The organism is Paenibacillus thermoaerophilus, from assembly GCF_005938195.1.
GTDB lineage: Bacteria > Bacillota > Bacilli > Paenibacillales > Reconciliibacillaceae > Paenibacillus_W > Paenibacillus_W thermoaerophilus.
Map to the genome: position 1 here is coordinate 61,241 of NZ_VCQZ01000003.1, position 14,663 is coordinate 75,903.

Annotated in this window: 11 protein-coding genes; all 11 read right to left on the reverse strand. The window is 62.6% G+C overall.

Annotated elements, in window-relative coordinates; translation table 11 throughout:
- Positions 1–23: 23 nt before the first annotated feature.
- The 11 genes from FE781_RS03105 to FE781_RS03155 all read right to left on the reverse strand — a co-directional run bounded on the left by FE781_RS03105 (position 24) and on the right by FE781_RS03155 (position 14,433).
- Positions 24–923 carry a metal ABC transporter permease gene (locus FE781_RS03105; RefSeq protein WP_138788178.1) on the reverse strand — a complete coding sequence of 300 codons (900 nt, stop codon included), beginning with the start codon at positions 921–923 and terminating at the stop codon, positions 24–26.
- Positions 920–1,855, reverse strand: a complete 936-nt coding sequence (locus tag FE781_RS03110) for a metal ABC transporter permease (protein ID WP_138788317.1) — start codon at positions 1,853–1,855, stop codon at positions 920–922. Before FE781_RS03110 ends, FE781_RS03105 begins: the two co-directional genes overlap by 4 nt.
- A 12-nt stretch (positions 1,856–1,867) precedes the next feature.
- Entirely contained in the window at positions 1,868–2,671 is an 804-nt protein-coding gene (locus FE781_RS03115) for a metal ABC transporter ATP-binding protein (protein ID WP_281281866.1), read from the reverse strand.
- A gap of 13 nt (positions 2,672–2,684) precedes the next feature.
- On the reverse strand, positions 2,685–3,659 hold the full coding sequence (locus FE781_RS03120) for a metal ABC transporter solute-binding protein, Zn/Mn family (protein ID WP_379252768.1): 975 nt from the start codon (positions 3,657–3,659) through the stop codon (positions 2,685–2,687).
- A gap of 1,254 nt (positions 3,660–4,913) precedes the next feature.
- Positions 4,914–5,888: an aldo/keto reductase gene (locus FE781_RS03125; RefSeq protein WP_138788179.1), complete on the reverse strand. Its 975-nt coding sequence runs from the start codon at positions 5,886–5,888 to the stop codon at positions 4,914–4,916.
- Positions 5,889–6,182: 294 nt separating this feature from the next.
- Complete coding sequence (locus FE781_RS03130; RefSeq protein WP_138788180.1) at positions 6,183–8,279, reverse strand: hypothetical protein; 2,097 nt, start codon at positions 8,277–8,279, stop codon at positions 6,183–6,185.
- A 19-nt stretch (positions 8,280–8,298) separates the two neighbouring features.
- Positions 8,299–9,474, reverse strand: a complete 1,176-nt coding sequence (locus FE781_RS03135) for an ABC transporter permease (protein ID WP_246068013.1) — start codon at positions 9,472–9,474, stop codon at positions 8,299–8,301.
- On the reverse strand, positions 9,474–10,187 hold the full coding sequence (locus tag FE781_RS03140; RefSeq protein WP_138788181.1) for an ABC transporter ATP-binding protein: 714 nt from the start codon (positions 10,185–10,187) through the stop codon (positions 9,474–9,476). The genes FE781_RS03135 and FE781_RS03140 overlap by 1 nt, the downstream gene beginning before the upstream one ends.
- A gap of 2 nt (positions 10,188–10,189) precedes the next feature.
- Positions 10,190–11,995 (reverse strand): efflux RND transporter periplasmic adaptor subunit, encoded by a 1,806-nt coding sequence (locus tag FE781_RS03145; protein ID WP_170209402.1) that lies wholly within the window; start codon positions 11,993–11,995, stop codon positions 10,190–10,192.
- A gap of 360 nt (positions 11,996–12,355) precedes the next feature.
- Entirely contained in the window at positions 12,356–13,765 is a 1,410-nt protein-coding gene (locus FE781_RS03150) for a sensor histidine kinase (RefSeq protein ID WP_138788183.1), read from the reverse strand.
- Positions 13,762–14,433 carry a response regulator transcription factor gene (locus FE781_RS03155; RefSeq protein WP_138788184.1) on the reverse strand — a complete coding sequence of 224 codons (672 nt, stop codon included), beginning with the start codon at positions 14,431–14,433 and terminating at the stop codon, positions 13,762–13,764. Before FE781_RS03155 ends, FE781_RS03150 begins: the two co-directional genes overlap by 4 nt.
- Between the last annotated feature and the right edge of the window lie 230 nt (positions 14,434–14,663).

Consider the following 14,663-nt stretch of genomic DNA (forward strand, 5'->3'; position numbering starts at 1 on the left):
TTCCGGGCTTTTGTGTCGGCGCGTCATCCCGCCGCCCGCGCCCCGGCGGCCGAAGCCGCCGCACGGCGCTGACGCAGCTTGCGGAACAGCAGCCCTTGCTTCGGGGAGAACAGGAAGGCGGCGATAAACAGCGCGCCCGCCGCCACCACCATACATCCGGCGATGGACGCGTCCATCCACATCGACAAGCCGTAGCCGAGCGTGGAGCTGACAATCCCGACGCTGACGCTGAGGGCGAGCATCACGCCGAGCCTGTCGGTCAGCAGGTAAGCCGTGGCGGCCGGGATCACCAGCATACCGACCACGAGAATAGCGCCTACGCTCTCGAACGACGCGACGGTCGTGACGGACACCAGGCCCATCAGCATGTAGTGGAACAGCGCCACCGGGATGCCGAGCGCCGCGGCCAGCGCCGGGTCGAAGGCGCATATTTTGAACTGCTTGTAAAACAAACCGATCAGCAGAACGCTAAGGCCGAGCGCGAACCCGACGAGCCACACCGCCTTGGGCCCGACCCAATAGCCGAACAACTGCAGCTCGTTGTACGGCACGAACACGATCTCGCCGTACAACACGCAATCGAGATCGAGATCGACCTGGCGGGCGAACAGCGTGACGAGCAGGATGCCCAAGGCGAACATCGCCGTAAACACGACGCCGATGGAAGCGTCGGACTGGACGCCGCTCTGCTGCAGCGTCTGAATCAAAAAGACGGTGACGAGTCCGATTACCGCCGCGCCGAGCAGCATGCCGAACGAATCCCGCGAGCCGCTGGCGAGGAACGCCAGCACGATTCCCGGCAACACCGCGTGGCTGATCGCGTCGCCGATCATCACCATCTTGCGCAGGATCAGGAAGCAGCCCAGCAACGAGCAAGCGGAGGCGACCAGCGCCCCGGTCAGCAAAATCCAAAAATCGTTCATGCGCCTTGCCCCTCCTTCGCCGCGGAACCGTGCGACGCCATGCGAACCTGCGACCGCACCTCGCGCTTCAGCAGAAGTCTCCGCAAGCCCTTGGCGACCAGTCCGCGCCGCGGGGCGAACAGCACGGAGACGCCGAACAGCAAGGTGGCCGCCAGCACGCTAAGCGCGCCGGTCGGCAAGTTGTTGTCCAACGTGCTGATATACGTCCCGCTCAAGCCGCTGATCGCGCCGAACAATCCGGACAGCCCGACCATCATTCCGAGCCGGTCCGTCCAGTACCGGGCGGAGACGGCCGGAGAGATGAGCAGCGCCGACATCAGCACGACGCCGACCGCTTGAATGCCCGCGACCACGGTGACGACAATCAGCAGCATAAGCAGCGATTCGATCAGCCGGACCGGGAAGCCGACCCCGCGCGCGAATCCGGGGTCGAAGCTCGTCAGCTTGAACTCCTTGAACAGCAGGGCGCATACGCCGAGCACCAGCACGGAGACGATCGCCATCGACCAGACGTCGGACTGAACCATGGACGCCGCTTGCCCGAACAAAAATTTATCCAAGCCGCTCTGATTGCCGCTGGCGCTGTGTTGGATTTCCGTCAGCAGCACGATCCCCGCCCCGAAGAACAGGGAGAGCACGAGCGCCAGCGCCGTGTCCGACTTCAGCCTCGTATGCCGCGTCACCGCTCCGATCATCCAGGTCGCGGCCAGCCCCGCCGCCGCTGCCCCGATGACGAACAGCCCCATCGACTTGGTGCCGGAGATCAGATACGCGAGGCATACGCCGGGCAGCGCCGCATGCGCGAGAGCGTCGCCCATAAGGCTTTCCTTGCGCAAATACGCGAAGCTGCCGACGACGCCGCTGGACAGGCCCAGCAGCATACATCCCAGCAGAATCCACAGCGCGTTGGGATCGCGCAGAATATCCATCATCGACATCTCCGCTCACCTCTTCTCCGCCAGTATGCCGCCGACGCCGCTCCCCGCATCCAATATCGTCAGCTTGCCTCCGTACGTGCGCTGCAGCAGCTCGCGGGTGAATACTTCCCGGGTCGGCCCCGCAGCCACCACCTGCACGTTCAGCAGCACGATCCAATCGAAATATTCGCTAACCGTCGACAAATCGTGATGCACGACCACGACGGTTTTGCCCTGCCGCTTGAGCTCCCCGAGCAGCGCGACAATCGCCCGCTCCGTGGCGGCATCGACGCCGACAAACGGCTCATCCATCAGGTACAGCTTCGCATCCTGGGCGAGCGCCCGGGCCAGAAATATACGCTGCTGCTGACCTCCGCTGAGCTGGCTGATCTGACGGTCGGCGAAATCGGCCATCCCGACCATCTCCAGGCATTCCATCGCTTTGGCGCGCTCCTTCGCGCCCGGACGGCGGAACCAGCCGAGATGGCCGTAACGGCCCATCATGACGACGTCCAGCGCGTTCGTCGGAAAATCCCAGTCGACCGATTCCCGCTGGGGCACATACCCGATCAGCCTGCGCTGCTGCCGGTAGGGGCGTCCGTAGACGCGTACGTCCCCGTCGAGGATCGGCACGAGACCGAGCGCCGCCTTGATCAGCGTCGATTTGCCCGCGCCGTTCGGGCCGATCAGCCCGATCAGCTTGCCTTCGGGGATCTCGAGCGAGACATTTTGCAGGACCGGTTTTTTCTGATAAGCGACGGTCAGCCCTTGAATCGACAGAGGCGAGGACGATTCGCCCGTCGCCCTGTGCGGCATGGTTTGTCTGTTCATCTCCGTTCCCCTCCTATTTCAACGCTTTAACGATCGTATCCACGTTATGGCGGACCATGCCGAGATACGTACCCTCCTCGGTGCCTTCCGGACCCATCGCATCCGAGAACAGCTCGCCGCCGATCTTCACGTCATGCCCCAACTGCTTCGCCCCTTCGATCACCGCCCGAATCCGGTCGGCGGGCACGCTGGATTCCACAAACACCGCTTTGATCTTGCGCTGCACGAGCAGGTCCCGCAGATCGGCGACGTCTTTCGTTCCCGTCTCCGAAGCGGTGCTGATTCCTTGCAGCCCCTTCACCTCGACGCCGTACGCCCGGCCGAAATAGCCGAACGCGTCATGCGCGGTGACAAGCACGCGGGATTCCGGCGGGATCGTCGCCAGTTGCTCGCGCGCGTACCGGTCGAGCTCCTCCATTTTTTGCAGATACGCCTCCGCGTTCTTTTTGTACGTATCGGCATGGGTCGGATCGATCTTGACCAGCTCGTCGCGGATCACTTCGGCCGCCTTCATCCACAGCTTGACGTCAAACCAGACGTGCGGGTCGTGCTGCGTGCCCGACTCGGGGTCGCCGGCGAGCAGCTCGCTTTCGGGGATGTTCTTCGTGACCGCTATGGTCGGTTTTTTGCGGTTCATCTGGTCGAGCACTTCCGCCATCTTGCCCTCCAGATGCAGGCCGTTGTACAGGATCAGGTCCGCTTCGTCCAGACGCTTGATGTCGCCTTGAGAAGCTTTGTACAAGTGGGGGTCGATGCCCGCCTTCATGAGCCCCGTCACCTGGACGTGCTCTCCGCCGATCTCCTTCGCCACATCCGTGATCATGCCGATCGTCGTCGTGATCTTAACCGGCCGGTCGCCGTCCAGCGGCTTGAACTCGGCTTCTTCCCCCGCCGGGGAGCAAGCGGCGAGCGCGATCATCGCGACGTAAGCGACGGTCAGCATCGCCCGCTTGAACGGCCCCGGCATTTTTTTCGGCAAAGGCTGCATGCCTTGCGCTTGTTGTTGTTCGACAGTTTGTTGGCTCATCGTTCGGTCCCTCTCTCTCCTTAAATATGCTCCATATGCCTATTTGTTGCCTTCGTCCTCTTTTTTTGCACTTAGATCTCTTTGTTTATTATATACAATAGTTTTGCATTAGTGCAACATTTAATTTCGAGGGGGCAGCGCCAGGTTCGGATTCGCGGCATCGCGGACGGGGCGGCATGGCCGTTTTTCGATTCCTCTGGACATGATCCCGTTCGCTCAGCTTTGCTTTTGGCGTTCCGGTTCATCGTCGCTGTTCCGCTCCTGGCCGGGTACGACGTTTAGTCGCCAGAGACGGAATAAGGCTGATCCCGCCGCCGAGACTGCGCCGTTCAAGCCGACGGTGGCCGGCCTGCAGGACACTTTTCAGACTCCCTCGTCTGGCGCTGGCCCCCAAGAGAGCGACTGGCACCGGCTGAAGTTCGCCTCTTCCCGTTTACGATGGCAGCGGCAACGGCCGGAAATACGGTTCGTTGACAGTCCATATCGCTGCGTCGCCAGCGTCCGGAATCCGGTCGATCCGCGCGTCCAGCCTGCCGTTCGCGGAATGGCGGCTTTTATTGAATTTGCGGCTTGGCCGGGTTTTATGATATTTTTTACTATTTTTTATCGCTACGGCCCGGAATTCTTCTGCCGGAGCGGAGTTTAACGATACAGATTATCGCTAACGCCCGGATACCCCGCACAATCCTGCCCGAATTCCCTCTTTAGTGATATTTCATATCGCTAACGGAGTTCAAGATGGGCGATACGAGGGGGTTAACGATATTTCATATTGCTAATGGCCCGGCGACGAACGGCAGCACGCCAACTTCGGCCGGAAGCCCGTTTCCGGCGACGCCCTCGCATTACCCGCGCCGCATCCCCGCCCGCTGGGCGCCTAACCGGCTCCCGGCCGGAACAGATCGCGCTACTTCCCGGTTCTTGCCCCGATCCGTCGCGTCTGTCCCGACGCCGCTCCCATTACTGATAACATATCGCGAGGCGATTATCTCGACCGCTACATACAGCCTATAAAAAACGCCCATCCGTACGTTCCCCCGCCGCGCCGTCGTTTCGGGCCCAACGCAACAGCCGTCCCGCGGTTGGAGGCAATGCCGTCCGTCCTCCACAGCCGGAGGCCCATGCCGCCTACCCTTCGGCGCGCCTCCCCCCGACCTGCAAAAAAAGAGGGCTATCTCTTATCGAGACAGCCCCCTCCCCGATGGGCGGTACTGTTCAGGACAACCTGTAAACCGCAAACGGCTTGCCGTACCGGAACGGCTCGCTGATGGCGTCCAACTCTTGCGCGACCTCCGGCTGAAGGCTAATCTCCACGCTCCTCAGATTATCCTCCAACTGTTCGACGCGCGTGGCGCCCACGATCACGGTCGAGACGGCGGGACGGTCCATCAGCCATGCCAGCGACAGCACGCCGGCGGTATAACCGAGCTCCGCCGCCAGCTTGCTAACCTGTTGGCCGAGCGCGATCGTCCGGTCCCCCAGAAACCTTCTGAAGCCGGGGTCCTTATCCGCGCGGGAGCCCGCCGGCACAGCGTCCGCCGAGCCGTACTTCCCGCTCAGAATGCCTCCCGCCAGCGGAAAATACGGGATGATGCCCACCCCTTGATCCAGGCAGACGGGCACAAGCTCCTGCTCCGGCGTCCGGTCCGCCAGCGAGTAGCTGGTCTGCGTCGAGACGTAGCGGACGTATCCTTGGCGGTCGCTGATCCCCAGCGCCTTCATCAGCTCCCATGCCGCGTAATTGGACGCCCCGATATAGCGGACCTTCCCGGAACGAACCATGTCGTCCAACGCGCGCAGCGTTTCCTCAAGCGGCGTATTCGGATCGAACGTATGGATCTGATACAGGTCGACATAGTCGGTTTTCAAGCGGGACAAGCTGTTCTCCAGCTCGCGCATCAAGTGAAAACGGGAGGAGCCCCGGTCATTGTCCCCCGGTCCCATCGGCAGACCGGCCTTGGTCGCCAGCACGACCTCATGCCGCCTTCCGGCAAGAGCCTCCCCGATAATTCTCTCCGATTCGGTATTCGCGTAGATGTTGGCCGTGTCGATGAAGTTGACGCCTCTGTCCAATGCGTGGTGAATAATCCGGACGGAAGCGGCTTTGTCGGCCCGTTTACCGAAAGCGTTGGTGCCCAAGCCAAACACGGATACGTGCAAGCCGCTGTTGCCGAGACGGCGATATCGCATGCTGATCCACTCCCTGCTCGCGATTGTTGAAGCGCGAATTCGTTCGCCACGTACCGCAGCGGGACGTCGGGTTCCCCGCGGAACGGTTGGTCTTCCCGCGCGTGAGAACGGGAAACTCCGGAATGGCCGATCCCGGCCGGCAGACTCGAATGCGTGCGGTCACGTCGCCGGCTCCCCGACCCGCTTCGGGATTTGCGCTGATAACCATACTACCATATCTCCTGCCCGTGCGCTCGGCTTTCGAGCCGCGCGCCGCCCTCCTGCGGGAGGACGGCGCGGCCTTCACGCGAACGGCTACGGCTGGAACGTGCCCAGCAGACGCTTCACTTGGCCGTTCGGCGTTTGGATCACTTCGTAGACGTTGATTTTGTCGCCGGAGCCGTATTGGCTCGTTTTGATGTTCGGAATCGTAATCGTGTTCCGGCCGCTGACCATTCTCGACGCGCCGGTGAGGCTTGCCGTCGCCGTGGACAGCGGAATTCCGAATACATCCGTGTACTCGAACTGAATGGCGGACAGCGTCGTATCGTAGACGATCGACTCCAGCCGCTTCAAATCGAGATGAAGCTGAAGCATATAATTGAACGTGCCCGAGCCCATATTCATCGTCCGGTAATATTCCTTCGTCACCAGCTCGAAGGGGTACACATTCCATTTATTGTCGTCCGTCTCGTCGATCTGTAACGCCGTCGCGAACGATCCGAGCGATATCCGCGAGACGCTGCCGGCTTTCTGCTCGTACGCGCGCAACTCGACATCGGCGCCGGGTTCGAGCCCGGGAACCTGGAACGAATACGCCACCATATAGCTCGTATTGGGAGCGATCGACGACACCGCGTTCTGCTGGCGGACGCCGCTGTAGACGCGGCCGTCGGGGCCCGCGAGATCGAACAGCAGATCCGGCACCGGGAGCGCCGAGCTGTCGTTGTTCGTCAGCTTGAACTTGGCGACAGCAGTGGCGTATCCGGTCGACTCGTTCTGATACAGTTGCAGATCCATCAGCGACACGCTCATGTCTTCGTCCAGTATGCCACCGGTTTCCAGCGGAAGCTTCTCTCCCAGCGTATACGCGACCGCCTCGCTGTCGAGGGAATCCTTCGTCGGCACCCCGTCCAGATCGCCGACGAACACCGGATGCGCGGCGGACGCCGCGCCGCTGCCGGCCGTCTCGAACAACACCAATTGCAGATCGTCAGGATCGGCGTCGGCCGGCAGCGACGCCTCGAAGACGTACGGCTCGGACCCGTTGGCCGACAAATAAGCCGGGTGGCTTCCGGTATCGGCCGCCTCGAAGCTTCCCGCTCCCGACTTCGACTGGAACCTCGCCTGAAGCGCGGGCAGCGACGCGTATTTGGCCGCCGACTGCGACAAGGTCACAACCGCTTTGACGACCGTTTTGTCCGGGAGCGTAACCGCCGATGCCGAATCCAGCTTAAAGCTCAGCGTCGTCGACCCATCGGCGCGAATGTATGGCTCCGAACCGCCGAGACCCGCAATCGCGCCGCCCGAGTTCGCCCCGACGGAAGCCAGCGTCAGCTCCGTGCCGTCGGCCCGGTTCGCCTCCACATGCACCGTCCATGGGCGGCCGTTGCCGCCTCCATCCAGGGCGACGCCGCTCTTGAGCGTGAGCTTGCGCGTCTTACCGGCCGGAATAGCGCCGAGCGCCGGACCCGACGCCTCCAGCGGCAGCATGTTTCCTTCGGCGTCCTCCAACTGGTATACGATCGAGGAGGGCAGCGTCAGAGCCGAGCTGCCGTGATTGGTCACAAGAAGATCCGCATACAGGTGCCAACCGCCGTCCTCCTCGTACACCTCGTACAATCGCGCCACCGCGAAGCTGGCGGCCGCATCCGCCGGCAGCTTCTCGTCCGCCGCGTTCAGATAGACGGCGGAGCCCGCGCCGTTCGCGCCGTCCGCTTCCACGGCGGCGGCGACGGAGAACGCGCCCAGCTCTCTCATATACGTCTTCCGGCTGTAATCCCAGGCGAATACGATCACCTGCAAATCGTCCGGAGCAGCGCCGGACGGCAGTTTGGCGACGTAGCCGTAATCCTGTTCCTGGCCCGGCTGGACCAGGGCGTTCCGCTTGGCCGTCAGCTTGGCGCTGTATCTCCGTCCGGACGAATCCTGCACAAGCGCGCCGTAGGCTCCGAAGTTGACCGCCGACCTCGAACCGTTGTGCAGCCGGATCGAGAATTGCAGGTTCGTCCCGTCGCTTACGGAGGTGAAGCCGATTTTCTCCAGCGTGAAATACGCCTCCGCATTCAGATAGATGCCTTCCTTGCCCGCGTAGGCGGCAGGCGTGCTCCAGACGGAGCCCGCGATCGCCGCCGCCAGCAGCAGGGATACCGCCCTGCGTCTGTTCCGGCTGCCGGAAGTATGTGAGATCATGGGAAGCCCTCCTTGTCGATTAATCGAAACGCAGCGCATCGATCGGCTTGAGCCGGGACGCTTTATTGGCCGGATACAGGCCGAATACGATCCCGACCAGCACGGAAAACGCCAGGGCGTACAGCCCGACCTGGAGCGACAGCTCCGTAGGCTGGTTGGGGTTGATGACGGGCCAGAGCAGCGAAGCGGCAATGCCGACCAGCAAGCCGACGACGCCTCCCAGACCGCTGAGCACGGACGATTCGATCAGAAACTGCGCGAGAATATGGCGGCGCTTCGCTCCGATCGACTTGCGCAGCCCGATCTCCTTCGTCCGCTCGGTGACGGTGACCAGCATAATGTTCATGATGCCGATGCCCCCGACGACCAGCGAGATCGCCGCGACGCTGATCAGTTGCCGGGTCAGCGAATGGACGGCCGCCGTCCGCGATTCGATCAGTTCCTCCTGGTTCATCACCTGGAAGCCGTTGCTGCTTTTGAACTTGTACGTGAGGTACTGCTTGATGGTCTCCTCGGCCACCGGAATCGCTTCTTTGGTCTCCGCTTCTATATAAGTGGTGCGGATATTGCCCAGCTTAAACACCCGGCGGACCGATTCCAGCGGCGCGATAATCGCCTGGTCGACCGAGCTTCCGGCGATGTTCGAGCCTTTTGGCTTCAGCACGCCGATCACCTCGTAGACGACGCCGTCGATTCTGATCGATTCGCCGACCGGGTCGAGCGTGCCGAAATACGTCTTGGCGATCTCGCTGCCCAGCACCGCCACGGGATTTCGGAATTCGTTGTCCGCGGGAGCGAGAAACCGGCCTTTGTCGATCTCCGCCTTCATGACGTCGAGATAGCGGTCGTTCGTGCCGATGACGGTCGCCGTCTCGCTGGTGCGATCGTATTTGACCGTCGCCCCGCTCTTGTTGATCGTCGGCGCCAAACGCCCGATCTCCGGCAATCCCTCCAGCTCCATCAGCTCGTCGTAATCGAGCTGGGTCGCGCGCCCGCTGCCCATCAGGTTGACGACCAGCAGATTCGTCCCGAGACTGTCGTATTGCGCTTCGATCTGCGCAGTCGTGCCGTTGCCGATGGAGACAAGCGTCACGACGGAGCCGACGCCGATAATGACGCCGAGCATCGTGAGCAAGGTGCGCATCGGCTTGCCGACCACCGTCTTGAACGCCATCGCAAACAGCTCGTACAGCATCAGACGGGCACCTCCTTCTTCGGAGGCGGCGCCGCCCCCCGGCTCGCCCGGTCCTCCACGATCTCCCCGTCGCGGATATGGACGATGCGCCTGGAGCGCTCGGCAATCTCCGGGTCGTGCGTGATCAGCACGATCGTATGGCCTTGCTCGTTCAGTTGGATCATCAGCTCCAGCACCTCGGCTCCCGTCCTGGAATCGAGCGCTCCCGTCGGCTCGTCCGCGAGCAGGAGAGCCGGCGATCCGGCAAGCGCCCGCGAGATGGCCACGCGCTGCTGCTGGCCGCCGGATAGCTGATTCGGCCGGTGGAACATCCGGTGCCCCATGCCGACGGCTTCGAGCACGGCCGCGGCGCGTTCGCGCCGCTCCTTGCGGCTCATGCCCGCGTACAGCAGCGGCAGCTCCACGTTCTCGATCGCGGTTAATCCGGGGAGCAGGTTGAACTGTTGGAAAATAAAGCCGATCTTGCGGTTGCGCAGCTCCGCGAGCTGGTTGTCGTTCAGGTTCGCCGTCGAGACGCCGTCCAGCACATACGTCCCGGAGGTGGGCACGTCGAGCAGGCCGATGATGTTCATGAGCGTGGATTTGCCGGAACCGCTGGGGCCGACGACCGCGACGAATTCTCCGGCCCCGACGCTCAGGGTGATCCCCTTCAAAATTTGTTGACGTTCGGCCCCGCTTCCGTATTCCTTGCAAATGTCAGTGAGCTCGATCATCGTTATTGCCCCCCGCCTCTCGCAGCGCCAGCGCCTGCGCCTGAGCCTGAGCCGCCGGCACCGGAACCGGAACCTCCGCCGGATCTGCCGCTTCCTGCGCCGCCCTGGAAACCTCCGGTTCCGCCGCCACCGCCGCCTTGCTGGCGCTGCTGCTGGAACTGCTGGATCATCTCCGGCGAGATTTGGACGGCGCCCCCCGCCCCGCCGCCGAACTGCTGCCGGAGCTGGTTGATTTGCTGCTGCGACAGGTTCTGCGCCGTTCGCCGCTGCGGAATCACGACGATATCCCCTTCGCTCAGCCCTTCCGTAATCTCCACCATCGTCTTGCTGCGCTGGCCGATTTTGACGGGGTGCTGCTCCTCGATCGTGCCGTCGGCTTTTTTGATCGAGACGAAGCGGTTGCCCCGCTGCGACTGCAGCGCTTCGATCGGCACGACCAGCACGTTCTGCTTGTCCTGGATAAGCACTTCGGCCGTCGCCGTCATGCCGTATTTCAACTCGTTCGTCTGGGAATTCTGGACGGTTAGCATCGCGTCGTAGTACGTGACCCCGTTCGTCGTCACGCCGACGGTGGACACCTGCGTCACTTCGCCCTCGAAGACTCGTCCCGGCAACGCTTCGACCGTCACCACCGCCTTCAGTCCTTGCTTGACCTGGGGCATATCCAGCTCGTCCACCTGGATCGCAAGCGTCAGGCTGTTCTCGCTGGCGACCGCCCCCAGCGTCGTTCCGGCCGTCGCCTTGGCGCCGACGGGATAAGAAGCCAGCACGTTTTTCTTCTGGTCGGCGAAGTCGCTGGAAAACACGCCGTCGAACGGGGCCGTAACCGTCAGCTCGGCCAGCTTGGCACGCTGCTCCTCGACCGCGGCTCTCTGGCGTTCCACGTCGGCTTGCTTCGCCAATATCTCGTCGGCCAGCGTCGGATTCGCGAGCTTTGCGATCGTCTGTCCGGCCTCGACGCGGTCGCCGTTTTTGAACAGCAGTTGCTCGATCGTGCCGGACGCCTTGGAGAAGACGGAGACCGTCTGCGCCACCTCCAGCTTGCCGCTCGCTTGGGAGACGATCTCGACGCCGTTTTTGGAGATCTTACCCGTCACGTCCATGCCGGCCGCAAGCGAGCCGTCATTTTCGGCGGCCACCGTGATCTCCAGCACGCGCGCCCCGTTGGCCGCAGCTTTCGGTTGGCTGCCGATATCGCGAATCGTGCCCGTCCGCGTCAGCAGATAGCCGGTTACATCCAGCTCGACCGTGTCGCCCGCGGCCAGTTGCGACGCTTCCTCCAGCAGAACAGGCAGTTTGACCGTGACGGTCGAGGCGTCGGCGACGGAGCCGATCTTGGTCTGCTTGTTCACGCTCGAACCCGTATCGATATTGTTGGCGAATGTAATCGTGCCCGAGATCGGGGCTTTGATCGTCATGCTGCCCTGCTGCGCCTGCAGGTCGGCAAGCTCCCGCTCCAGCTTGGAGAGCTGCGCTTCCGCGTTTTTCAAGTTCGCCTCCAGCGTCGGATTGGCGATCTCCAGCAGGATGTCTCCTTTCTTCACCGCCATGCTGCGCGTCAAGTTCATCGTCTTGATCGTGCCGTCGGCCGGAATCGTAATGTCCTGCACGCTCTGCGCCTGGAACTGGGAAGTCCCGCTGATGGACGTGCGGATATTGCCTCGGGCCACCTTGTATTCCGTGTATTGGACCTCCTCGGTCTTCGTCTCCTTGCCCGCCGCCAGCACGTAGTATGTCGTCGAGCCTCCGGCCGCCAGCACGGCCGCAAGCGTCAGCGCCGGCCATTTTTTGCTGCGTAACACCTTCATCATCATAAGCCTCCTTGAGACGTCGAGCCTTCGGCTCCTGCGATCCGGACCCGCACGATCTCGACCGGTTGATTCTGTGGATGAATCCGCTCGGCGCAAGGTCCGGCGCCAACAGCGCCGCAGCCGTTTTCAACGGGCGTCTCTCCATGCGCCGGTCTCCTCTCCGCGGTTGCTGCCGACAGTATACGGGTCCATTTTGAACTCGATATGAACTTGAGCTTAAAGGAAGCTTAAAATGGCAGGACTTTCTGCGACGAAGGCGCAACTCCGGGCATAAGAAAAAGCGGCCCCCGACATCCGTGTCGGGAGCCGCCATCCGGCAGAATAATCCGTTAGCCGACCTGGAGCCGGCTAATCGATTCACGGGGCAGCCACGGCCCGACCGGGCTTCGCCGGGAGCTCCACCGTCATCGTCGTGCCTCGTCCGACGGCGCTCTCGCAAGAGAGGCGCCCTCCGTGCAGCTCGACCATCTTCGCGGCGATGGCCAGGCCCAGGCCGCTCCCGCCGTGCCCCGCGTTCCGGCGGGACGAATCCGCCTTGAAAAACCGCTGGAACACTTGCCGCCGATCCTCCTCGGTCATGCCGATCCCCGTGTCGGACACCGTCACCAGGACCTTGTCGGCCGAACGCTCCAGCCGAATCGCCACCGTGCCGCCCGCAGGCGTGAACTTGATGCTGTTGTCCAGCAGGTTCGTCCACACCTGATTGAGCGCATCCTCGTCAGCCGTCACCACCGTCTTGGGCAGATCCAGATCCAACTGCAGCCGCTTCTCGGACCAGAGCGGTTCCAGCGCCAGCACGGTGCGGCGAAGCAACTCGTCCAGTTGGACGGGGGCGGGCTTATACGGGTATTGGCGGGCGTCGAGCGAAGCCAGCTTCAGCAGATTTTCGCTCAGCCGGGACAGCCGCTCCGACTCCTTCTCGATAATCTCCAGATACGACCGGCGCTCCTCGGGCGACAGGCTGTCATTAAGCAGGATTCGCGTAAACCCGCGAATGGAGGTCAGCGGCGTGCGGATATCGTGCGAGACGTTCGCCACGAATTCCCGCCGCACCGACTCCATCTTGCCGAGCTCGTCGGCCATATGGTTGATGCTCCGCGCCAGCATGCCCAGCTCGTCCTGCTGGCGGATGTTCAATCTCACGCTGAAATCGCCCGTCGCCAGACGCCGGGTCGCTTCGGTGATCTTGCGCAGCGGGCGCACAAGATACATCGACGCCGCCAGCACGAGAATCGCGCTGATCGCCAGGAAGCTGTACACCAGACGGTTGCGCACGAATTCGAAATCGCGAATCTGCGGAATCAGGAACGGTTGCACGAACAGCGCGTAGCGATGGCCCCGCCATTCGAAGGGAAGGCCGACCAGCGCGGGAACTTCGCCGGCGGAAGCCGAATCCGTCGCGTAATGCTCGCCGCCGAGCACGCGCTCGACGAGCTCGGCAGGCGGATCGCCGCTTCCCGCCGCCGCTTGCGGCTGCGGAACGGCCGGCCGGATCGCCGCCCCCGACTCGTCGTAGACTGTATACCGGTTATTGCGGCCCAACTGGGCGGCCGCCGACAGCAGCGCTCCGATGTCCGCATCGGCCGATCCTTCCGCCTGGGCCAGCAGCCGCAGCACCGTCTCGCCTGCCTGGCGCATCCGGTCCTCGATACGAAACTCCACCGATTCGCGGAACTTGTTGGACGTCAGCGCCGTCGACACCGCCAGGCTGCCCCATACGACCACCGTGATGACCAGCGCGATGCGCACAACAAGCGTCCGCGTCACGCAATCACCTCCAGCCGGTAGCCGAGCCCCCGAACCGTCTGGATCGCGACGCGTTCGGACAAGCCTTCCAGCCTCTCCCGCAACCGCTTGATATGTACGTCGACAGTCCGCTCGTCGCCGTCGTAGTCGATGCCCCAGATTTGCTCGATCAACTGCGAACGCGTGAATATCCGGTTCGGATAGCTGGCCAGCTTGAACAGCAGCTCGAACTCCTTCGGCGGCAGCAGAAAGGCGATGTCTCCGATCTGCACCTCGTAAGCCCGGCGGTCGATGGACACATCCCCCACCTGAACCGTCTGGGCGTGTTCGATGCGGAAGCGGCGAAGCAGCGCCTTCACGCGGACGACGAGTTCCCTCGGATCAAAAGGCTTGACGAGGTAATCGTCCGCCCCCGCCCCGAATCCGCGCAATTTGTCGTCCATCTCGCCGCGGGCGGTCACCATGATAATCGGGATATCGGCGATCCGCTTGGCCTCCCGGCAAAACGCCCAGCCGTCCATCTCGGGAAGCATCACGTCCAGCACGATCAAGTCGGGCGGAGACGACAAGCACAAGTCGAGCGCTTCCCGTCCGTTGGCCGCTTCGGCGACCGCGTAGTTTTCTTCCTGCAGGCATACCTTCATTAACCGGCGGATATTCGGATCATCGTCCACCACGAGCAATCTCATCGAAGCACCGACCTCCAGCAATCGATGCTCCCATTATAGCGGACAAACCTGAAAACTACCTGAATCGGACGAAATTTCCTTGCCCAATCATTTCCTGGGGGCGAGGACCGGCGCAAAAAAGGCATTCAAGCCGAAATCGGCCGAATGCCTTCGTGCAAAGCCTATTTCCGCGGTCTCCTACGCCACCGCACATAGATCAGCAGCGGAGGAAGCGCCAGCATGAAGTCCAC